The organism is uncultured Agitococcus sp., from assembly GCF_937920075.1.
Classification (GTDB): Bacteria; Pseudomonadota; Gammaproteobacteria; order Pseudomonadales; family Moraxellaceae; genus Agitococcus.
Genome location: NZ_CALETI010000038.1, coordinates 1 through 21,911, shown reverse-complemented (window position 1 = coordinate 21,911; position 21,911 = coordinate 1). Strand labels below are relative to the sequence as shown.

Below are 21,911 nucleotides of genomic sequence, written 5' to 3'. Positions count from 1 at the left end.
ACATAGTCGATTCTCTGCCGCATTTAAACAGCGTTTTGGTTTTTTGCCTTCTGATTCGCGTACTGATAATACATTGAACAGCTTTGCATAATCATTGACATTTTTAGGCTAACACTTCTTTTTGTTATTTGCATATCTTAAGCTCATCACAAAATATCGAGGTTATGATGAAACTCTTTCATTCTTTATTATTAACTAGCTGTTTATTGAGCAGTGGTTTAAGCCATAGTCAAAGTTTTCAAATCACTAGCCCTGACATCAAGCAAGGTAAACTAACAGAAAGCCAAGTATTTAATGGCTTTGGTTGTACAGGTCAAAATATTTCTCCTGCCTTAACATGGAAAAATGCACCCAAGAACACAAAAAGCTTTGCCGTAACAGTTTATGATCCTGATGCACCAACAGGCTCAGGCTGGTGGCATTGGGTTGTTTATAATATCCCTGCTGATAGTCAACAATTAGCCACAGGTGCTGGTAGCGAAAATAGTACTAATTTACCCAGTGGTGCTGTTCAAGGCCGTACCGATTTTGGTAGCCACAGTTTTGGTGGTGCTTGTCCCCCTCAAGGTCATGGCTTACACCGCTACATTTTCACCGTTCATGCTCTCAAAGTTGATAAATTAGAACTTCCAGCCGAAGCCAGTGCGGCAATGATTGGCTATATGATTAATGCTAATCAAATTGCCAAAACTAGCTTTACAGCCAAATACGGTCGTTAAACAAAAATCCCTCGAAAAAAGAGGGATTTTTCTGATCACTCATCATCAGTTACTCAAGTACAACACAACGCTCAATTGCTGCATTTTTAGACACATTTTACTTACATTGAAACATTTATTTGCATTTTTGGCATGTTTTAAGCATAAAAACGCCTAATTGTTAAACAAAAAACTTAGACAAATGCCTAAAAAACCGTTAGCATCCCCACATCGCCGCCCAACTAATAAAAAATATTCATTTTGGGCATAGTCTTTAACTTTGTTAGGACACACGGCTTCGGCATCGTTTACTGATTATTTAATCAGCAAAATTATGCAGATTATCTTACACACTGGGTAAAGATAGTCGTCAACGTGTTCTGCATGACTGGGCTTAAATTGAACTTAGTAACTTAATTTAGCCACCTAGGCTAAACAGGCTGAGTGAGATTTAAAAACCAGAACAATGTCTTAGGAGAGATACCGATGACATCTAACAAATTAAATGTACGTAAGCGCACTTCTGCTTTATTAAGCGTTTTGCTGGTTACTTGCTTACAAACTCCTACCACTTATGCTGGTAATGATGTGTATTTTTCTACACCCGTTACTGAATTAATGGATGGAGCTGCTTTGGATGCTCATACTTCCGTCGATGCTGCACCTGATGTGCCATTGACAACTGAAGAGTTAGCAAAAATTCCAGATGCTACCCCCGTTGAAGAACCATTTAGTAAATATGGCAACCCAACACAATACACCGTATTAGGCAAAACCTATACCGTAATGGCCAAAGCCAAAAACTTTAAACAAGTCGGTTTAGCATCTTGGTATGGTAAAAAGTTTCATGGTCAACGCACATCAAGCGGTGAACGTTTTGATATGTTTAAGTTGACAGCAGCTCACAAAAATTTACCTATTCCTTGTTATGCCAAAGTCACTAATCAAGAAAACGGTAAAAGTGTGATTGTTAAAATCAATGACCGTGGCCCTTTTCACAGTGATCGAGTAATGGATTTGTCATGGGCTGCGGCTGCTAAACTTGAAATGCTTGGCAAAGGTACAGCCAAAATCAAACTCGAAGTTGTTAGCAGTGCAGATGCAACTACGGCTGTTGCGAGCACCAAGCCCGTTACAACGCCAACAACGACTATTGCTGCAAATGATGCAAACAAACAATTTTTTGTACAAGTTGGCGCGTTTAGCACAGAAGATTATGCTCTAAGCTTACAAAGCAAATTATCTGAAGTGGTTGCCCTGCCTATTGAAGTCAGTAGCTCTGACAGCAATAAAGCCATTCACAAAGTACAAGTTGGCCCATTTGTTGACGAAACTACCGCCAACAAAGCACGTGAGTATATCTTACAACTTGCTGCCGTTAGCAATCCTATCATTATCAAACGTTAAAAATAAGGGCTTTTAAAAGCCCTTATTTTTTATCAATTATTATCAGTATTAACATCCTGTTTTTGCTCTTGAGAATCTTTTGACTCAACAACTTTACCTGTTCTAGGAGGAATTTTTACTCCCATTCGCATGGTAATAGACTGCGCTCCTTCGCCAAAACCCAAAGCATAATGTACGGCATTGGTCATCACTTTTTTAACATAATCGCGTGTTTCTAAAAATGGAATACTTTCAGTATAAACATCAACTGGCAAGGCTTGCGTGGGGTGTTGCCATTGTTTAGCTCGGTTTGGTCCTGCGTTATAACCTGCTGTCGCTAACACAGGTTGACTACCTAGTTGTTTAAAGACATGATTAATATAATAAGTACCTAAACGAACATTTGTTCCTACTTCATTTACCATGCCTGCATGATAGGGAATTTTTAGACGATTTGCCACCCATTGTGCGGTACTCGGCATTAATTGCATTAAACCACCTGCTCCGACACTGGACTTAGCATCAACCACAAACCGACTTTCTTGACGAATTAAACCATACACCCAAGCAGGATCTACACCTAACTCTTGGCTATAACCACGTACAACTTCTTTGTAAGGTGTAAGATAACGCAAATTATAACTATGTAATTTTTTCGTCCGTTCAGCCGCATAAATTGCTCGATCATACCAACGGACATTAGTGGCTTCTTCAGCTGCTGCTAAAAGGAACTTATCATTGGCATTTCTTAATGCCCAATTCCATTCGCGTACAGCCTCGGTACGCAAATCTAATAAATACAAACCTAAAGCACGTTGGATATTTACATTATCACGCACTACTTTTTTATCTTGCTCAGTCACAACATAATTTTGTGGTCGAGAAGCAATTTTTCCACCTAAACGGTCTTTAGCCAATAAACCATAATAATCATCATCAACAGCTAAACCGTTAAAGATTGCTTGGACAAATTTACTTTTGCTACTATCGCCTTCCATTGCTCTTGCACGCCAATATTGCCAAGCGCGCTCTTGTTGTTTTTCTGCGGATAATAAGTTAATAAACGCTAAAACACTGCTCCAATCCTGAATGCGAATCGCACTACGAATCGCCCACTCTTTGTCTTCATCTGGCCAAAAAACCGTTTTACTATGTTTAAACCAATCAACAGCGCGTGGGTCTTGGCGTTTAGCTGCTAATAAGGCCAAAATACGCCAACCATAAGGTCGATCTTCTTGATTAAAACGATTTTCTACTTGTTGCCAATAATTGACGGCTTTATCTAGGTTTTGACGAGAATAACGCGCCAAAGCGGACAAATATAATTCGTGACCAATGGCTGTTTCAACATCTGGTTTAGCCAAATAAACACTAGGACTGGTATAAATTTGGTCTAATATTTTATACGATAAATCAATGCCCAACTTACCTGCTAAACTTCGTGCTACAGCTTTATCATTACGTTGCAAAGCCAAACGCAACCGCCACCAATAATCTTCTTCGCTTAAAATGGTACTTTGTTGTAAAGCGGCTAATACATCAGGACAAGGCGTTGGCAAACTTTTGGTATTTAACCATAGTTCTTGACGGGCTTCGGCTAATGCTGTGTTATCGCCTGTATTTGCTCTTGCCAAATAGCTATAACATTTATGCTCTAGTTGTGGACGTTGCAGCCCTGTATAAAATTGTTGGTAATTTTGCCAATCTTGACGCTGTCCCAACACAATTAACCATTCACCACGTAATTTTTCCGCCAACCATGTATCGGGATATTTTTGCAAAAAATTAATGACAGCAATAGGATCAGCCTGTTTTAATTGCTGACTTAACACATAATAATCAGCATAAACTGCCCAAATATCACCTTGTAATTTAGTACTATATTCTGCCAACGCGATACTATCGCCTGTTCTAAATGCTTCACGGGCTGCCAAAAAATCTTTATCATCTGCTTGAGCATCCATGCCAATTAATAAACTCAGACTTATTAGGCCTGATATCACACTTTTTAACATAGCCACCTCCTTTAATTTAAAAACCTTATTTTCTATAAGTCTTTAAAATCATTAACTTAATTAATAATAAACGTTATTGGTTTATTAATAATAGATAAGCTATGTAACAAGACATCTACTTTTAGCCTAATAAGATAGTTATAATACACACCCATTTTTTGTTGTTTATTCGTCACGACCATGTCTAAAAAAGTTTATATCGAAACCCAAGGCTGCCAAATGAATGAGTACGATAGCTCGCGTATGGCTGATTTATTAGGTGAATCTCATGGCATGGTGCGTACGGATAATCCCGAAGAAGCCGACGTATTATTAATGAACACCTGTTCGATTCGTGAAAAAGCCCAAGAAAAGGTGTTTTCGGAGTTAGGTCGTTGGCGCAAACTCAAAGAAAAACGCCCAGAGGTGGTTATTGGTGTTGGTGGCTGCGTTGCTTCTCAAGAAGGCGAATTGATTCGTAAACGTGCGTCTTATGTTGATATGGTGTTTGGCCCGCAAACCTTACATCGCCTACCAAAGATGCTTGACGAAAAACAAAATAATAAAATTTCGATCGTGGATATTAGCTTCCCCGAAATTGAGAAATTCGACTTTTTACCCGAACCAAAAGTTGAAGGCTTTAAAGCTTATGTGTCAATTATGGAAGGCTGCTCTAAATATTGCTCCTTCTGTGTGGTGCCTTATACTCGTGGCGAAGAAGTGTCTCGTCCTTTTGATGATGTGATTGCCGAAATTGTGCATTTAGCCAGTCAAGGGGTACGCGAAGTGACGTTATTAGGCCAAAACGTCAATGGTTATCGTGGTCATTATCACGATGGTGAAGTATGTACCTTTGCCGAATTATTAAAACATATTGCTGATATTGATGGCATTGGGCGTATTCGTTTTACCACCTCTCACCCTCTCGAATTTAATGATGATTTAATTGAAGCCTATACCTTATTGCCAAAATTAGTGTCTCATGTGCATTTACCTGTGCAATCGGGTTCAGATACTATTTTAGCAGCAATGAAGCGCAACCATACTGCTGAAGATTATTTACAACGTATTCGTAAGCTCAAAATTGCTCGTCCAGACATTCATTTGTCTTCAGACTTTATTATTGGTTTCCCCAATGAAACCGACCAAGATTTTGTCGATACCATGAATTTAATTGCTGAAGTGGATTATGACCACTCTTACAGCTTCATTTATTCTAAACGTCCCGGTACACCAGCTTCTGAATTACCTGACAATACTTCTGAAGAAGATAAAAAAGAACGTTTAGCCCTTCTTAAAGCTCGCATTAAGCAAAATACTGAACGTAAAACTCGCGCGATGTTAGGCACAACCCAACGAGTATTGGTTGAAAAAGTATCTGACCGAGATCAAGACTATATGGTTGGTAGTGCCGAAAATACCCGCCAAGTGTTATTACCGCGTAATGATGCCTTAATTGGCAAATTTGCTGATGTTGTCATTGACCAAATTATGAGTATCAATACGGTGCGTGGTCATGAAATTGTTTGGATGGAGTGATTTGAATCAGAATAACGTGAGTTAGTACCCCCAAATCACTGATGAACAAAAGCCATAAGATCGGATTTGAGGACTTACGAAATTAGCGAGTCAATACACGATAACAGCGTAAGTCCTCATCTTAAACACCCGTCATTGCATTAATAATATGATAGTGATCCTCAAATAACTGTTCGGGCTCTAATTGTGACAAAGGCAACCAAAACGCACTTTTTGCATCATCCCCTCCTTTTACTTTTGGCAAGCCTGAATCAGGATTTAACTCAAATTTAAAAGCATGGGTAATGGTTCGACCACGTGCAGAACGGTTTGGCTCATCAAATACTTGTTGAGCTTTTAATGAACCATGTAATACAGGTTCTGGTACTTTTAAGCGTGTTTCTTCACGTAGCTCACGAATACACGCAGCAATTAACGTTTCTCCTTGATCAACAAATCCACCTGGTAAAGCAAACAAGCCTTTACCCGGCCTTGCTTTGCGCTCAACCAATAAAATATGTCCTGCTTGCACTACCACAGCATCTACCGTGACAAACACAGGTGGATATGGTGCTTTATCCCAAGCTTGTTTATATTGTTGAATAAACAACGCTTCTGCTTGTAAATGCTGATATTGTTCATTGGCCATAAACTCAGCCAAAAACTGTTGTGTCCCCAATGGCAACAATTCATTATTGGGCATAGCCCCCAACAAATAATTATCACGCAAAGGGGTTGCTGATAAGGCAAAATGATTATCAACATCCACACTTTGCCATTGTGGGAATAGTTTTAAATAATAAGAGCTTTGATCTTTTTGATGGCCAATCAAACCAATTTTCGCTTGTTTAGTTGAGTTTTGTTGTCGAACAACAACTTGCACTGCTTCTTGTACACTTTTTACCCATAAGGCATCGTTATACAAACAATCATTTAAGGGTTGGCAATGCACTCTCGCCGCTTCATCAGGCGACAAGCTCGCTAAAATCATCGCCTTGCGCTCAGCAAAACTAAACGGATTACGGGTGTTACGTGGTTGCCGAGCCGAGCCAATTAATACAATCACTTCAGCACTTTGTGCTAAAGCCTGTTTTAAGACTTTAGCATGACCAATATGAAATGGTTGAAATCGACCAATAAACACTAAAAAGTCAAACATTTTCGCTTACAACCTTTCAATGACAAAGCCTAAACCTTGCACCGTTTCCGCTTGGCTATAAGGGGCAACGACGGCTTTGCTCATCTGTTCTGCATTCAGATATTTAGCAGCCACTGCTTGTAAATCGGTAATGGTCACCGCTAATAATTTAGCCCGTAAAGCACGACGTTGTGCAGGAGTACGACCATACAAGGCATTATGGAACGCACTACGCGCTTCACCTGCGGGCGACATGGGTTTGTCTAAACTGGCCATAATGCCCAAAATCACTTCTTCTAATTGGCGTTCTTCGTGGTTATTGCTTTGTAACCACTCCAAACTGGCTTGGAAATCGGCAAAAGTATCGGCCAAACGCGGATCACGATATGAAAAGAAACGGAACGCACAAGCATTACTGTCATAAGCCGCACCGCCACCATACGCACCACCTTGTTCACGAATAGCACGATGTAAAAAGCCATTACGCAAAAAGCCCCCTAAAATCATCAATGCTGGCGCATCGTCATGGTCAATTGGCACAGCAGGATAAGCTGCTGCACAAAATTGCACTTGAGTATTTGCTAACCATGCTATTTGTGTGGATTGTGGATTAGCCTGTGCCTGAATTTGTTTCACATCATCATCAACTGATGCAGCAATAGAACTCGCAGACCACGTTTGTTGTAAAGTTTCAACCAAAGTCGCTAAACGTTCTTTTTCGGCAATCAACAAAAACTGACGTGGTGCGGCTAAGACTTTGTGATGAATGGCTTGTAACTCTGCTAATAGACTGGTTATGCCGTCTTCACTTTGGCTATTGGCGACTAACTCACGCAAGGTACGCAACGCGGGCAAACCTGAAATACGGTACTCCAATTGACTTAAAGCACTCATGCTATGGCTGGCGGTTTGCATTGCCAAGGCATGACCACTATCGGTAATACTCGCTTCAAAACGTGCTTTACGCTGTGCCAATAAATCTTGCACACGTTCGGCTTCATCAAAGCGTAATTGCTCTAAAGTCGTTTTTAATAAGTTAAAGCTGTCGGTGTTGTAATGTAAGGCTTTGCATGAGGCGACCAAATGCGCTTGAGCTTGCCCTGCATCGTTTAGACTGGTGCGCATACTTAAACCCATACGCACACCGCCACTGACTTGTGATTGCCATTGCTGCATGGCTAAATAATCATGCTCGCCTGCCCCCAATTCACTCAACAAGCTACTATAAAACGGCACAAGGCTTTGCTCACGTTCCGTTAAATTGGGTAAATCGATAATAATTTGTTGATAAAACAAACCATTCGTCCCTGCTTCAAAGGTGGTAATGGGTACATCAACACCATTTATAGGGAGTGTATAGGATTTACCTTCGGCAATTTTTAAATCGGCAGGAATATCCGCCAAACCAACTTTTGGCAAAATACTCACATCATCAATTTGTGCCTGACGCGCCACCAATGCTTTGGTATTGGCAATAATCGCTTGTTTGTCAGCCTCACTTAAGCCTTGTTGAATCTTGGCTAAACGAGCGGCTTCGGCTGCTTGACGTTTTTGGCTAATGGTATTATCGGGTTTTAAGGTCAAACGCACACGGTGTGGATTATCCAATAAAGCGGTTTTGACGAGATTTTTAATATAGTCAGGATCTTGAATGGACTGGCGTAATTGTGCCAAAACTGAGTCAACATCCCACAAGGCTAAGGGGTCAGCATCTTGTAATGCCGCATTTAAACCATTTAACACTAATTGCAAACCATAAGGATAAGAGTCGCCACCAATTTCGCGTTGAGATAATTCAATTTGATGTAAAACGGCTTCTACCTCTTCTTGGGCTACACCTTCTACAGCAACTTTTTGTAGGACTTCTAAAATACCTGCTTCAATCTCGGCGGCTTTATCGGCGGCACAACCTTCTAAACCACAACCAAAACTCATTTCACGGCCATTATCATCTAAACCACACATGGGTGATGGCGCTTCGCCCAAGCCACAAGTTTCTAAGAATTGGCGTAATGGTGAGGCAGAGTTTTCTAATAACACACCATTTAATAAATTCATCGCCAAACGTTCGCTAATATTCGCGGTTTGACCTAATAACCAACTCATCACCACATGACTTTTGTTGGCTAAATCACCTTCATCTAAAGGATAATGGTCTTCAACGATGACAGGCGCGTAATAGCGTTTTTCATCTTTGCCTTTAATGGTTTCGCTACGTTCAAAACTGTGTAAGGCTTCTTCTTCAAAACGGCGTTGTAATTCAGCCGCAGGAATATCACCAAAGGTCATAAATACGGCATTACTGGGGTGATAATGCTTTTTATAAAAGGCGATTAAATCGTCATAACTTAAATCGGGAATGGTTTCGGGGTCGCCACCTGAGTTGTAATGATAGGTGGTGGTTGGAAAAACATATTTATTTAATACATCTGACAAAATACTGGTAGATGAACTCATTGCCCCTTTCATTTCGTTAAAGACAACACCCTTGTACACCAAAGGACTATTCGGATTTTCTGCCTCACTAAACTCAACCCGAATGCCTTCTTGAGCAAAATCTAAGGGGTCTAAACGGGCATAAAACACCGCATCTAAATACACAGACAACAAATTAAAAAAGTCTTGACGGTTTTGGCTCGCAAAAGGATACGCTGTCCAATCGCTAGAGGTAAACGCATTCATAAATGAGTTTAAGGAGCGACGAATCATTAAAAAAAACGGATCGCGCACAGGAAAACGTTTAGAACCACATAAAGCCGTGTGTTCTAAAATATGGGCTACGCCAGTTGAATCCATCGGCATGGTGCGTAAGGCCACCAAAAACACATTTTCGGGGTTATCGGAGGCTAAATGAAAATGACTTGCCCCTGTTTTTTTATGGCTATACTCGCTCATTTCTACGTTTAACGAGGCAATATGCACAGTACGTAAACAGTCAAAGGCAGGATGTGGTGCTGACACGGTAAACTCCGATATATTTATTTGGGCAAATTATTTCATAGCAATTGAAAAAACATAAGCCTCCGAAGAGGCTTATATCATACATCAAGTAAAATTTACCTAATGCTTACTTACCATGATTCTCAGCTAAGAAGAACCAAGTTTCTAACACAGAGTCTGGATTTAAAGACACAGAATCAATGCCTTCATCCATTAACCACTTAGCGAGGTCTGGGTGGTCGCTGGGGCCTTGACCACAGATACCCACGTACTTACCTGCTTTTTTACAGGCTTGAATTGCACGAGATAACAAGAACTTAACCGCAGGATCACGTTCATCAAATAAGTGTGAAACAATGCCTGAGTCACGGTCTAAGCCCAAAGTTAATTGGGTTAAATCGTTAGAACCAATCGAGAAGCCGTCAAAGTGCTCTAAGAAGTCTTCTGCTAATAAGGCATTGGTTGGTAACTCACACATCATGATGATTTTGAGACCATTTTCGCCACGCTTTAAGCCTTTTTCGGCCAACAACTCAATCACACGTTGTGCTTCGGAGGTGGTACGAACAAAAGGAATCATCACTTCAACATTAGTTAAGCCCATTTCATCACGGACTTTTTTCAAGGCACGCACTTCTAAATCAAAACAATCACGGAAATTGTCAGAAATATAACGTGACGCACCACGGAAACCTAACATTGGGTTTTCTTCTTCTGGCTCGTATAACTTACCACCGATCAAATTGGCATATTCGTTTGACTTAAAGTCAGACATACGCACAATCACACGTTGTGGGTAGAAGGCCGCTGCTAAAGTTGCAATACCTTCCACTAATTTTTCAACATAAAACTCAACAGGTGAGGCATAACCCGCAGCACGGCTAGTGACCGCATTACGAATATCACGCGGTAAAGTTTCATAGTTTAATAAGGCTTTTGGATGCACACCAATCATACGGTTAATGATGAATTCTAAACGTGCTAAACCAATACCTTGATTAGGGATTTGAGCAAAGTCGAAAGCACGATCAGGGTTACCCACATTCATCATAATTTTGAACGGTAACTTTGGCATAGATTCAATGGAGTTCTTTTGCACTTCAAAGTCTAACATGCCTTCATAGATAAAGCCTGTATCACCTTCGGCACAAGAAACCGTGACTTCCATACCATCCGCTAACACTTCAGTCGCGTTACCACAACCGACAATTGCAGGCACACCTAATTCACGGGCAATAATCGCTGCGTGGCAAGTACGACCACCACGATTAGTCACAATCGCAGCCGCACGCTTCATCACTGGTTCCCAATCAGGATCAGTCATATCAGAAACTAAAACGTCACCTGGTTGAACTTTTTCCATTTCGCGGATAGAGTTAACCACTTTGACACGGCCAGAACCAATACGTTGACCAATAGAGCGGCCTTCGCACAACACAACAGTGCCTTTTTGCTTAAGCAAATAACGCTCCATCGTACCGACGTTTTGACGACTTTTTACCGTTTCTGGACGCGCTTGCACAATATATAACTGACCATCATCACCATCTTTTGCCCATTCGATGTCCATCGGCTGGCCATAATGTTTTTCGATAATCAACGCTTGCTCTGCTAATGCTGCTGCTTCGGCATCACTAATCGAAAACTTCAAACGTTCTGGCTTATCAACGTCAACCACTAAAGTCGATTTACCAGCCACACCTGTTTGACCATAAATCATTTTTTGGGTTTTGCTACCCAAGTTGCGGCGCAAAATACAAGGACGCTTAGCTATTAGGGTTGGTTTATGTAAATAAAACTCATCAGGGTTTACGGCACCCTGCACCACCATTTCACCTAAACCATAAGAACTGGTAATAAACACCACATCACGGAAACCAGACTCAGTATCTAAGGTAAACATAACCCCTGCTGCGCCAGTTTCGGAACGCACCATACGTTGAATACCTGCCGATAATGCCACGCCTTTGTGGTCATAACCTTGGTGAACACGATAAGCAATCGCACGATCATTAAATAAAGAGGCAAATACTTCTTTAACGGCAATTAAAACGTTATCAATACCACGGATGTTTAAGAAAGTTTCTTGTTGACCCGCAAAAGAGGCATCTGGCAAATCTTCGGCTGTTGCTGAAGAACGTACCGCCACCGCAATATTTGGGTTGTTTTCGGACATTTTGGCAAAATTGTCACGAATTTGCTGTTCTAAAGCAGGTTGTAATGGTGTGGCCACAATCCATTCACGAATTTCTTTACCTACTTCAGCCAAACGCACCACATCATCAACATTTAAGTTTTCTAAAGCTTCATTAATGCGCTTATTTAAGCCACTTTGCTCTAAAAAATCACGATACGCTTGAGCTGTAGTGGCAAAACCATTGGGAACAGACACCCCCACATTGGCCAAATTACTAATCATTTCACCTAAAGAGGCGTTTTTACCGCCAACAATCTCAACATCATTTTTACCTAATTGTTGAAACCACAATACTAATGCTTCCAAGGTCACACTCCCTACGTTGCATGAAAATAATAAATAACAGGTCTATATTACATAATAAACCATGCTACACAATTCAGTCTGCGTCGCCATTAACACAAAGCATATATAAAACTTTTTTCAGTCTATTCAAAGTCATGTGATTATCACCAAATTGCGCATACTTTAATCGCTTCTCACAATTTTATAGTCGCAAATAGCGTTAATTTCAAAGAAAAACATAAGTCTTATCATTTAGACTGGCCAGCGTTGGCTTTAGGCCATAATATAAAGACTTCTTTCGCCTAGTACAAACGATAAAGGATAACAAAACATGAAACGTAGTGTATTTTTTATTTCTGATGGCACAGGGATTACCGCCGAAACACTTGGTCACAGTCTTCTGGCTCAATTTGGTAGTGTAAAATTTGAAGAATTTACCCTGCCCTATATTGATAGTATTGAACGTGCTCATCAAGCAGTCCTTAAAATTAATCAAGTCGCCGCTGAAGACGGCTGTAAACCGATTATTATTGACACTTTAGTCAATAAAGAAATTCGTCAAATTATTACCAATGCTAATGGCTGTATGTTTGATGTCTTTGAAACCTTTGTTGGCAAACTAGAAGAAGAATTAGGCGTACAACCTACCAATCAAATCGGCAAACATACCGTCAATACCTTATCCTACAAAACACGAATTGATGCTATTCATTTTGCTTTAGATAATGACGATGGTGCGCGAACCCGTCATTACGACTCCGCAGATATTATTTTAATTGGTGTTTCTCGTTCTGGTAAAACACCAACGTGTATTTATTTGGCAATGCAATTTGGCATTCGAGCCGCAAATTATCCCTTAACCGAAGATGATTTAGATGACAATTGTTTGCCAAAATCTCTTAAAGAACACAAAAATAAACTCTTTGGTTTAATGATTGATGCTGAGCGTTTAACAGCCATTCGTACTGAGCGTAAAGCAAACAGTCGTTATGCCAGTCCCCAACAATGCCAAATGGAGTTACGCGCTGTAGAAGGCATTTATGTTAAAGAGGGAATTCCTTTTTTAAATGTTTCAGAAATGTCTGTTGAAGAAATCGCCACTCGCATTATTCAACTAGCAGGCTTAAAACGACGGATTAACTAATGAAAAAATTTTTTGCTTTATTATTGGTATTCGTGTTGGGGGCTGGCTTTTATAGCACGCCCTATTATGCCGCACACCAAGTACAACAAGCTGCGCAAAGCAAAGATAGTCAACGCTTAAACAGTTATATTGACTATGCCGCATTACGTGCCAGTCTCAAACAATCGTTGAGCGAAAACTTTAGTCAAACACTGCTTAATAACAAAACAGACAGTGGCATGAATGCCTTTGCCACCATGTTTGCTAACGCTTTTGTGACGCCGTTAATTGATAGTTTAGTGACCCCTGAAAACATCGCATTAATGCTACAGGCTGAACTTCCTGAAAAACTCAAACATACCGACAAACAAGCAGCCGAAGCCAACCAACAAGAAACGGAAAAAGATCAGTTAATTATGGCAAAGTCGTATGTGGATTTTGATCATTTTGCAGTGGATATTGCTCATCAGCAACAGCCAAACGCGGTTTTTAGATTCACTTTTACGCGACAAGGTTTATTTGCTTGGAAATTAACAGGCTTAACACTGCCCAAACCTTAAAACATACACAAAGCCAACATTATCAGGCATAATGCTGGACTTTTATTTTTAAGAATCTCTCACCAAACACTGACATAATGAGAGTTCATTGATTAGATAAATATATAGCTTAGGTGAAATAATTATGATGCGCACACATTATTGTGGCAGTTTAAACGAGTCTCATATTGGTCAACAGGTTACTTTATGTGGTTGGGTACACCGCCGCCGTGACCATAGTCATGTGGTATTTTTTGACGTTCGTGACCGTGATGGTTTATTACAAGTGATTATTGAGCGTGCAGATACACCAGAATTATTCGATGCTGCGGGCAAAATGCGTAACGAATATGTGTTACAAATTACAGGTAAAGTCCGCGCCCGCGAAGAACACTTAATTAATCCTGATATTGCTAGTGGTAAAATTGAAGTTCTTGCCGATAAAATTGAGATTCTAAATAGCTCCGAAACGCCACCATTCCCGTTAAATGACGATTTTGCCAACGTTGGTGAAGAGATTCGCTTAAAGTACCGTTTCTTGGATATGCGTCGTCCAGAAATGTTGCAACGTATGCGTTTTCGCTCGCAAGTCACTTCTAAAATCCGTAACTATTTAGATCGTCATGGCTTTTTGGATGTTGAAACGCCAGTTTTAACGCGTGCAACCCCTGAAGGTGCGCGTGACTATTTAGTGCCGTCACGTACCCAACAAGGTTCTTTTTTTGCATTACCACAATCACCACAATTATTTAAACAATTGTTGATGGTGTCTGGTTTTGACCGTTATTACCAAATTGCTAAATGTTTCCGTGACGAAGACTTACGTGCTGACCGTCAACCCGAATTTACCCAAATCGACATCGAAACGTCTTTTATGTCTGATGAAGAAATCATGGGCATTGCCGAAGGCATGGCCGTTGAGTTATTTGACGAATTATTAGGCATTAAGTTTGATAAATTTCCACGCATGACTTATGCCGAAGCGATGCGCCGTTTTGCCTCTGACAAACCAGACTTGCGTGTGCCATTAGAATTGGTTGACGTAAAAGACTTAATGCAAGAAGTGGAATTTAAAGTGTTTGCTGGCCCAGCTAAAGACCCCAAAGGTCGTATTGCGGCGATTCGTGTGCCACAAGCGGCTGACAAATTAACCCGTGGTCAAATTGATGAATACACCAAGTTTGTGGGTATTTATGGGGCTAAAGGCTTAGCTTACATCAAAGTCAATGATTTAAGTCAAGGTGTTGCAGGTTTACAATCGCCTATCGTTAAGTTTATTGAACCGATTGTTTTAGAGTTATTAAAACGTGTTGGTGCAGAAAATGGCGACATCGTGTTTTTTGGTGCAGATAAAGCCAAAGTGGTTAACGATGCAATGGGTGCGTTGCGTGTCAAAATCGGTCACGATTTAAACATGCTCACTTGCGAATGGGCACCTTTATGGGTAGTTGACTTCCCAATGTTTGAAGAAGTTGGCGAAGGTCAATGGACTTCTGTTCACCATCCATTCACCATGCCACACGGCACGGTTGAAGACCTCAAAAACAACCCTGCCGAAGCCACGTCTGTTGCTTATGACATGGTGTTAAATGGGACTGAGATTGGTGGTGGTTCTTTGCGTATTTACAATCCAGATATGCAAAAAGCAGTGTTTGAAGCATTGGGAATTGGTGAAGAAGAAGCTCAAGAAAAATTTAGCTTCTTGTTAGACGCTTTAAAATTTGGTGCGCCACCACATGGCGGTTTGGCCTTTGGTTTAGACCGTTTGGTGATGTTAATGACAGGCGCAACCTCTATTCGTGATGTAATTGCCTTCCCAAAAACCAAAACGGCTGAATGTTTGATGACACAAGCCCCTGCGCCTGTTGAAGGTAAGCAGTTACGCGAGTTAGGTATTCGTTTACGCGAAAAAGTCGGCGAGTAATATTCTGAGCAAGGACGCTTTATATAATATAAATTTATATTTTACAGGACATAATAGAATGACAAAATCACACCAATCTGTAGCAGAACAACGCAAATATTTAGTTCGTTCAGTGGTAGATGCTAAAGCGATAAGTTCAGTATGGCTAGAGGAGATAGAATTACAACAAATGATAAGTTTTGGTTTGCCAGAAATTGATGATAGATATCATATATGGAGAATTCCATTAAAAACCAAAAATGGAAAAACAAATATTGGAGAAATTGTAGTTGATGCATTTTTAGCTGAAGTACTCGTTGATAAAACAACAGATCCAAAATTATTAGAAACTCGTTTACTAAAAAAAGACAAGCCTGATTTACTGAAAAAACAAAAACAATACACTTTATCCCCACTTAGAAATACGATAGGTATTGGTGATTGTTCTGAATTACTTGAAGATGTGCCAACAGAGTCAATTGACCTCGTGTTTACATCCCCGCCCTATTTTAATGCTCGTCCAGAATATAGTGAATATGAAGAGTATGATCATTATTTACTAGCAATGCGTAATATCATCAGAAAAGCTCACAGAGTACTTGCTGAGGGCCGTTTTTTTGTCATGAATACCTCACCCGTCTTATTACGTCGTGCTAGCCGTAATGAGGCCTCAAAAAGAATAGCCGTTCCTTTTGATTTACACAGAATATTTATCGAAGAAGGCTTTGATTTTATTGATGATATTATTTGGGTCAAGCCCGAAGGTGCAGGTTGGGCAACAGGTAGAGGCAGAAGATTTGCTGCAGACAGAAACCCTTTACAATATAAAGCGGTACCTGTTACAGAATATGTATTAGTTTATCGAAAAAAAACCAACCTACTTATTGATTGGCATATTAGAAATCATCCAAATCAAGAAGTAGTTTCACAAAGTAAAATTGCAGATGGATATGAAAAGACTAATATTTGGCGTATTAACCCAATGACTCGTTCAAAACACCCAGCTGCTTTTCCAGTAGAATTAGCTGAAAAAGTGATTAGTTATTATTCTTTTCAGGGCGATGTTGTTTTAGACCCTTTTGCAGGCTCTGGAACGGTAGGAGCAGCAGCTATAAAACTAAATAGACGTTTTGTTTTGTTTGAATTAAATAAACAATATGGTGAGTTAATTTGTGAGGAAGCACAAAAATGGTTGGGGAAAGATTATAAAGATGTGCTAAAGCTAAACTGCGAAGACATTAATGCAACATCTCAGACTTTTTTGGATATATAACAATGAAGAAAAACCCAAAAATAATTTACGATTTATTCCCAGAAAACTCTAGAGTTCTTCTAACTGGTTCAGGTAAAGAATTCGTTCAACGTATTGGTGAAGATGTTATTCGAAATGCAGTGCTTGGGGTTTTAAAAGGAGAAAACTTAAGAACACAGACCGAATATTTGACTAGAAGTCGGATATCTCAAATCAACACAGCATTAATAGTTTTATATTTACATGGTCTTATGACGATTGATGAGTTTTCTGAAAACTTATCAACCTATGCTTCAGATCAATTACGCCATGCAAAAAAAACAGATAATGCAGCAATATGGCCTGCCCAATGGTTTCTTGGACTAACAGGTAAATCAGTACAAAATGTTTTAAAAAGTGATCATGACGCATTAACAGACTACATAAGTTCTTTTGAAAATACACTTCAATCCTCAATAGAAAAATCAGAATCTGAATTTGGAAAACTAAAAGCAACTATGGGATTTATTGAAAATCAAAAAACAGGACAAATGGTAGAATTGTCATGGAAAGAAGTTTTACAATTAACAACTGCCATCGGTGCACAAACACTCACAATAAGAGGCTCGGATAAATCTTTATATGGCAAACTTTTCGAAAAGCTAATACTTGGTTCAGTTTTATCTATACTAGGATTCACACGCACAGACCCCCCATCAAACAATCCTAACATCATGAAAAAAGAGCGACTTTTTTGGTTATCAGACAGTTCAGACAACAGAGAAAGTGATGCAACACTTTTATATAAAGCGTGGAAAATGGTTCGATTCGATATTGGCTTTATTGGACCTGGTAACTCAGAGATTTCAAAAGATAAGTTGAGTCGTTTTTCAGCGCAACAAAATATTCAAGGTCAAAAAACTTACTCCAAGACCTTTATTATAGTAGATCGTTTACCCACAACAGGAAAAACTGAGGCTGCTGCAAATGCCATCGGAGCTGAAATTATACAAATGAGTATGAAATACTGGCCAAAAGAGCTTGCATTTAAACTTCATAAAACGACAGGCATAGATTATCCAATAATGCACTTGCCCGATTCAGAAATAAGTAATTATTTAGAATCAGAACTAAGCAAGCTTAATATTCTTGACTTTATCGGCAATTTAAAGCTTACACCAACATCAAATAGCAAAGATTATTAATCTCCACAATACAGGAGCTTTTTATGGCTGGCCATTCTAAATGGGCGAACATTAAACATCGTAAAGCTCGCCAAGATGCCTCTAAAGGCAAAGTCTTTACCAAATATTTACGCGAAATTGTTGTAGCTGCCCAAATGGGTGGTGGCTCAGAAGCAGACAATCCCCGTTTACGTGCCATTGTTTCTAAAGCTTTATCGGCCAATATGACCCGCGATGTCATCAATCGAGCCATTCAACGTGGTGTTGGTGGTGGAGATGCCGACAAAGTTCAAGAAATTACCTATGAAGGTTATGGTGTCGGTGGTGTTGCGGTGTTAGTAGAAACCATGACGGATAACTTAAAGCGGACTGTCAGTGATGTGCGTCATGCCTTTACCAAATGTGGTGGCAATTTAGGCACATCAGGCTCTGTCGATTATTTATTTAGTAAACGTGGCGAATTAACTTTTGCTGATGGTGACGAAGATAAAATCATGGACATTGCCCTCGAAGCAGGTGCTGACGATGTGATTAGTGAAGCCGATGGCACAGTGATGGTTATTACCACTCCACATAACTTTGGTCACATTCAAGATGCTTTAGAAGCGGCTGGTTTAAAAGCTGACCATGCCGAAGTGACCATGCACCCTTCTACTCAAGCTGATATTACCGACCTTGAACAAGCGCAAAAAATTATGAAAATGATTGATATGCTTGAAGATTTAGACGATGTGCAAAACGTTTATAGTAACGTTCATTTTAGCGATGATGTGATGGACGCGTTGCATAAGTAAGATAATTTGCTTATAAAAGCTGTTGAGGTTTTGTTTATGTTGACAAACAAAACTTCAACAGTCTCTAAAAATAATTTAAAAAATCTCCATTTTCTGTCACAAACTGCACAGCTCCTTCGTTTTAGTTATAGTTTTATCGAGGATACCACTATGACTAATACCACTCAGCCAACTGTCATCATTTTAGGGGCTAGTTATGCAGGCTTAATGGCTTGTGCTCGCCTTTTACATAGCCGTCAAAAAATACAAATCATGGTAATTGATGCCAAAGCGCATTTTGAACAAAAAATTCGCTTACATGAAACCTTAGTTGGTGATGAGACACGCCGCTTTGCTCTTGCTCCGTTGCTAAAAAAACGTGGCGTTACATTTATCCAAGCAAAAGTTAATGGTCAATTACAATCGGTCATGACCATTTGTGCCAATCAAGAAGGTATCAAAGAAGTGTTTATTATGCTTAATCCTGAAAAACTTAACATTCAGCAAAAAATTGCATCTTAAACTGTTGCGCAATTTGTTGACCAATTTGCTTAATATCTAAAGGTTTATTGGTTAAATCTTTCATTTGTGTCATTTCTAGCCCCGCATAACCACACGGATTAATACGGTTAAATGGTTCTAAATCCATATCAACATTTAAAGAAAACCCATGATAGCTACAGCCTTTACGAATTCTTAACCCTAAAGAGGCAATTTTTTTGTTGCCAACATACACACCATGAGCATCACGATTTGCCCATGCGTCTATTTGGTATTCTTGCAAAACGGCTACTAAAATATCTTCAATTTTTTCTACTAACTCTCGAACACCAATACCTAATCGTTTCACATCAAACAAGCAATATCCTACCAATTGCCCTTGACCATGATAAGTGACTTGGCCACCACGATCGGTTTTCACCACAGGTATATCACCTGCCATTAAGATATGATGCTCTTTACCCGCTTGCCCCAAGGTAAATACCGCAGGATGTTGCAACAACCATAACTCATCAGCCGTTTGATCGGTGCGTTGATCAGTAAAAGTACGCATTTGCTGCCAAACCTGTTCAAACGGCAAGCAGCCTAAATCCTTAATCAATAACAATTTTAATAAACCAATTTAATTTCGGGAGCTGCATTAAAATCTTCATACAAACCATTGATTTGATCTTTGGTTTCTAAATAAACTTCCACAGTCACCGATAAATATTTACCACCACTAGAAGAACGCATGCTAATTTTAGCTGCATCAAAACTTGGACAATGTTTAATCGCAATATCTGCCACCACTTGCGCTAAAGGATATTGCATCTCTCCTAATACTTTAAAAGTATGATGACGTGGCAACTCCCATGCCTCAAGATTTTGCACAGTTATGCTCATAATTCACTCTCTTCAACAACAATAAAACATACACCATATTAACGAACATGGTGCATGTCTTTTTCAACCTTATAAATACGGCCAAATCTTCTAAAATCAAGTTGCCATTGCTTTTTCGGCGGCCATGACCGTTTGAGTCATTAATGTTGCAATGGTCATTGGGCCAACACCACCGGGAACAGGCGTATAAGCAGACACTCTTTCTGTCAAAGGTGCTAACTCGATGTCACCCACACCACCATCAACCGTATGATAACCAGCATCAACCACAACAGCGCCGTCTTTGATCCACTCTGCTTTAATAAAACGGGGTTTACCTACCGCACCAACAACAATATCGGCTTGCTTCACTAATTCAGCTAAGTTTTGGGTTTTAGAATGGCAAATCGTCACGGTGGCATTAGCTGCCAACAACATCATCGCCATTGGTTTACCCAAAATGGCACTACGTCCGACCACAACCGCATGTTTACCCGCCAACTCTACTTGATAATGCTTTAATAAAGTCATAATGCCTTGTGGTGTTGCAGAACCATAAGCTTCTTCACCCATGCTCATACGACCAAAGCCTAAACATGTGACACCATCAACATCTTTTTTTAAATCAATTGCATCAAAACAAGCACGTTCATCAATTTGATGAGGGACAGGATGCTGCAACAAAATACCATGCACATTAGGATTGGCATTTAACTCTTGAATTTGTGCTAATAATTGTTCAGTTGTGGTGCTAGCAGGCAAGCTAACTGATAAAGAATCCATACCCACACGACGACAAGCATTGCCCTTCATACGCACATAGGTTGCGGAAGATGGATCATCACCCACCAGAATGGTTGCTAAAATGGGAGTTTGTTGAGTTTTTTCTTTAATTACAGCCACTCGTGCAGATAATTCAACTTCTATTAAAGAAGCGAGCTTTTTACCATCAAGAACTAAAGCAGACATAAAAAACCTGTTATTAAAACTTTTAAGATTAAGGAACGGTTGAACCAACGTCTAAACGCAAGCTGTGGCTATTTTAGCATTACCCACACCAAAGTTAGTTGTTTTTTCACGAAGATTATTCGCACTATTCGCTTCTATATAACAGGAGTTAATAAGGCAACCTAATCAAAAAGATCAACTTTTAGACAAAACGTATATTTTATAATCACTTGATTATCAAAAAGAAAAAAAGTGTTGACGTTTTTTTTCTTTCTATATAACATAGGCGTCCTCAGCAGGCAGCTAGCAAATTAAAGGCTGGGTGGCAGAGTGGTCATGCAGCGGACTGCAACTCCGTGTACGCCGGTTCGATTCCGACCTCAGCCTCCAGTTAGGTTAGTGACGCTGAAAAGATTTTTGCCTAGGTGGTGAAATTGGTAGACACAAGGGACTTAAAATCCCTCGGCTGGTGACAGCCGTGCCGGTTCGATTCCGGCCCTAGGCACCATTATAACAGCATGCGCTGTATATACAAGAACCCTTGCTCTGCAAGGGTTTTTTATTGCTCAAATAATAGCAAAACGTTATATTGCAACTCTTACGCGCCCGTAGCTCAGCTGGATAGAGTACTGCCCTCCGAAGGCAGGGGTCGTGGGTTCGAATCCCGCCGGGCGCGCCATTTAAATCAA

The 21,911-nt window shown here is 40.0% G+C and carries 16 protein-coding genes, 3 tRNA genes and 1 pseudogene; 13 read left to right on the top strand and 7 right to left on the bottom strand.

Annotated elements, in window-relative coordinates:
• Positions 1 to 164: 164 nt before the first annotated feature.
• Together Q0212_RS01200 and Q0212_RS01195 are read left to right on the top strand one after the other, a co-directional pair.
• The gene (locus Q0212_RS01200) at positions 165 to 719 is read left to right on the top strand and encodes a YbhB/YbcL family Raf kinase inhibitor-like protein (RefSeq protein WP_297920980.1); all 555 of its coding nucleotides are present in this window, start codon (positions 165 to 167) and stop codon (positions 717 to 719) included.
• 465 nt (positions 720 to 1,184) lie between these two features.
• On the top strand, positions 1,185 to 2,105 hold the full coding sequence (locus Q0212_RS01195) for a septal ring lytic transglycosylase RlpA family protein (RefSeq protein WP_297920977.1): 921 nt from the start codon (positions 1,185 to 1,187) through the stop codon (positions 2,103 to 2,105).
• Between the two features lie 32 nt (positions 2,106 to 2,137).
• Here the strand turns inward: Q0212_RS01195 and Q0212_RS01190 are convergent, their stop codons facing one another.
• Positions 2,138 to 4,099 (bottom strand): lytic transglycosylase domain-containing protein, encoded by a 1,962-nt coding sequence (locus tag Q0212_RS01190; protein WP_297920974.1) that lies wholly within the window; start codon positions 4,097 to 4,099, stop codon positions 2,138 to 2,140.
• Positions 4,100 to 4,285: 186 nt separating this feature from the next.
• Between Q0212_RS01190 and miaB the strand changes: the two are divergent.
• Positions 4,286 to 5,617 (top strand): annotated as a pseudogene (miaB, locus tag Q0212_RS01185) (tRNA (N6-isopentenyl adenosine(37)-C2)-methylthiotransferase MiaB); the annotation flags it as partial.
• A 121-nt stretch (positions 5,618 to 5,738) separates the two neighbouring features.
• Here miaB and Q0212_RS01180 read toward each other — a convergent pair.
• The 3 genes from Q0212_RS01180 to ppsA form a co-directional block, all read right to left on the bottom strand.
• Entirely contained in the window at positions 5,739 to 6,755 is a 1,017-nt protein-coding gene (locus Q0212_RS01180; protein ID WP_297920971.1) for a bifunctional nicotinamide-nucleotide adenylyltransferase/Nudix hydroxylase, read from the bottom strand.
• 6 nt (positions 6,756 to 6,761) lie between these two features.
• Positions 6,762 to 9,695, bottom strand: a complete 2,934-nt coding sequence (locus Q0212_RS01175) for an insulinase family protein (protein WP_297920968.1) — start codon at positions 9,693 to 9,695, stop codon at positions 6,762 to 6,764.
• 106 nt (positions 9,696 to 9,801) lie between these two features.
• Positions 9,802 to 12,177, bottom strand: coding sequence for a phosphoenolpyruvate synthase (gene ppsA, locus Q0212_RS01170; protein WP_297920965.1), 2,376 nt, complete (start codon positions 12,175 to 12,177; stop codon positions 9,802 to 9,804).
• Between the two features lie 310 nt (positions 12,178 to 12,487).
• On the opposite strand from ppsA, the gene Q0212_RS01165 reads away from it, so the two are divergent.
• The 7 genes from Q0212_RS01165 (at position 12,488) to Q0212_RS01135 (ending at position 19,431) form a co-directional block, all read left to right on the top strand.
• Complete coding sequence (locus Q0212_RS01165; protein ID WP_297920962.1) at positions 12,488 to 13,300, top strand: pyruvate, water dikinase regulatory protein; 813 nt, start codon at positions 12,488 to 12,490, stop codon at positions 13,298 to 13,300.
• Positions 13,300 to 13,839: a DUF2939 domain-containing protein gene (locus Q0212_RS01160; RefSeq protein ID WP_297920959.1), complete on the top strand. Its 540-nt coding sequence runs from the start codon at positions 13,300 to 13,302 to the stop codon at positions 13,837 to 13,839. Before Q0212_RS01165 ends, Q0212_RS01160 begins: the two co-directional genes overlap by 1 nt.
• 124 nt (positions 13,840 to 13,963) lie before the next feature.
• A complete protein-coding gene (aspS, locus tag Q0212_RS01155) occupies positions 13,964 to 15,742 on the top strand; it encodes an aspartate--tRNA ligase (RefSeq protein WP_297920956.1) in 1,779 nt (592 codons plus the stop codon).
• A 58-nt stretch (positions 15,743 to 15,800) separates the two neighbouring features.
• Positions 15,801 to 16,994, top strand: a complete 1,194-nt coding sequence (locus Q0212_RS01150; protein WP_297920953.1) for a site-specific DNA-methyltransferase — start codon at positions 15,801 to 15,803, stop codon at positions 16,992 to 16,994.
• A gap of 2 nt (positions 16,995 to 16,996) precedes the next feature.
• A complete protein-coding gene (locus Q0212_RS01145) occupies positions 16,997 to 18,157 on the top strand; it encodes a CfrBI family restriction endonuclease (RefSeq protein WP_297920950.1) in 1,161 nt (386 codons plus the stop codon).
• A gap of 23 nt (positions 18,158 to 18,180) precedes the next feature.
• Positions 18,181 to 18,930: a YebC/PmpR family DNA-binding transcriptional regulator gene (locus tag Q0212_RS01140; protein ID WP_297920947.1), complete on the top strand. Its 750-nt coding sequence runs from the start codon at positions 18,181 to 18,183 to the stop codon at positions 18,928 to 18,930.
• 150 nt (positions 18,931 to 19,080) lie between these two features.
• Positions 19,081 to 19,431 (top strand): hypothetical protein, encoded by a 351-nt coding sequence (locus Q0212_RS01135; RefSeq protein ID WP_297920945.1) that lies wholly within the window; start codon positions 19,081 to 19,083, stop codon positions 19,429 to 19,431.
• On the opposite strand, the gene lipB is transcribed toward Q0212_RS01135, so the two are convergent.
• The 3 genes from lipB to folD all read right to left on the bottom strand — a co-directional run bounded on the left by lipB (position 19,403) and on the right by folD (position 21,243).
• The gene (gene lipB, locus Q0212_RS01130; RefSeq protein ID WP_297920942.1) at positions 19,403 to 20,017 is read right to left on the bottom strand and encodes a lipoyl(octanoyl) transferase LipB; all 615 of its coding nucleotides are present in this window, start codon (positions 20,015 to 20,017) and stop codon (positions 19,403 to 19,405) included. The genes Q0212_RS01135 and lipB overlap by 29 nt on opposite strands.
• A 2-nt stretch (positions 20,018 to 20,019) precedes the next feature.
• Entirely contained in the window at positions 20,020 to 20,295 is a 276-nt protein-coding gene (locus Q0212_RS01125; RefSeq protein WP_297920939.1) for a DUF493 domain-containing protein, read from the bottom strand.
• A gap of 96 nt (positions 20,296 to 20,391) precedes the next feature.
• Complete coding sequence (gene folD, locus Q0212_RS01120) at positions 20,392 to 21,243, bottom strand: bifunctional methylenetetrahydrofolate dehydrogenase/methenyltetrahydrofolate cyclohydrolase FolD (protein WP_297920937.1); 852 nt, start codon at positions 21,241 to 21,243, stop codon at positions 20,392 to 20,394.
• A gap of 295 nt (positions 21,244 to 21,538) precedes the next feature.
• Here folD and Q0212_RS01115 point away from each other — a divergent pair.
• The 3 genes from Q0212_RS01115 to Q0212_RS01105 all read left to right on the top strand — a co-directional run bounded on the left by Q0212_RS01115 (position 21,539) and on the right by Q0212_RS01105 (position 21,901).
• Positions 21,539 to 21,612, top strand: a tRNA-Cys gene (locus Q0212_RS01115).
• A 29-nt stretch (positions 21,613 to 21,641) separates the two neighbouring features.
• Positions 21,642 to 21,730, top strand: a tRNA-Leu gene (locus Q0212_RS01110).
• 94 nt (positions 21,731 to 21,824) lie between these two features.
• Positions 21,825 to 21,901: transfer RNA gene (locus Q0212_RS01105), tRNA-Arg, on the top strand.
• Positions 21,902 to 21,911: the final 10 nt, after the last annotated feature.

What these genes read in the sequence shown, in the direction of transcription:
- Q0212_RS01140 (WP_297920947.1), top strand. Translation starts at nt 18,181, where the DNA reads ATGGCTGGCCATTCTAAATGGGCGAACATTAAACATCGTAAAGCTCGC.
- Q0212_RS01150 (WP_297920953.1), top strand. Translation starts at nt 15,801, where the DNA reads ATGACAAAATCACACCAATCTGTAGCAGAACAACGCAAATATTTAGTT.
- Q0212_RS01165 (WP_297920962.1), top strand. Translation starts at nt 12,488, where the DNA reads ATGAAACGTAGTGTATTTTTTATTTCTGATGGCACAGGGATTACCGCC.
- Q0212_RS01145 (WP_297920950.1), top strand. Translation starts at nt 16,997, where the DNA reads ATGAAGAAAAACCCAAAAATAATTTACGATTTATTCCCAGAAAACTCT.
- folD (WP_297920937.1), bottom strand. Translation starts at nt 21,243, where the DNA reads ATGTCTGCTTTAGTTCTTGATGGTAAAAAGCTCGCTTCTTTAATAGAA.
- Q0212_RS01135 (WP_297920945.1), top strand. Translation starts at nt 19,081, where the DNA reads ATGACTAATACCACTCAGCCAACTGTCATCATTTTAGGGGCTAGTTAT.
- Q0212_RS01200 (WP_297920980.1), top strand. Translation starts at nt 165, where the DNA reads ATGATGAAACTCTTTCATTCTTTATTATTAACTAGCTGTTTATTGAGC.
- Q0212_RS01180 (WP_297920971.1), bottom strand. Translation starts at nt 6,755, where the DNA reads ATGTTTGACTTTTTAGTGTTTATTGGTCGATTTCAACCATTTCATATT.
- Q0212_RS01160 (WP_297920959.1), top strand. Translation starts at nt 13,300, where the DNA reads ATGAAAAAATTTTTTGCTTTATTATTGGTATTCGTGTTGGGGGCTGGC.
- Q0212_RS01190 (WP_297920974.1), bottom strand. Translation starts at nt 4,099, where the DNA reads ATGTTAAAAAGTGTGATATCAGGCCTAATAAGTCTGAGTTTATTAATT.
- Q0212_RS01195 (WP_297920977.1), top strand. Translation starts at nt 1,185, where the DNA reads ATGACATCTAACAAATTAAATGTACGTAAGCGCACTTCTGCTTTATTA.
- Q0212_RS01125 (WP_297920939.1), bottom strand. Translation starts at nt 20,295, where the DNA reads ATGAGCATAACTGTGCAAAATCTTGAGGCATGGGAGTTGCCACGTCAT.
- aspS (WP_297920956.1), top strand. Translation starts at nt 13,964, where the DNA reads ATGATGCGCACACATTATTGTGGCAGTTTAAACGAGTCTCATATTGGT.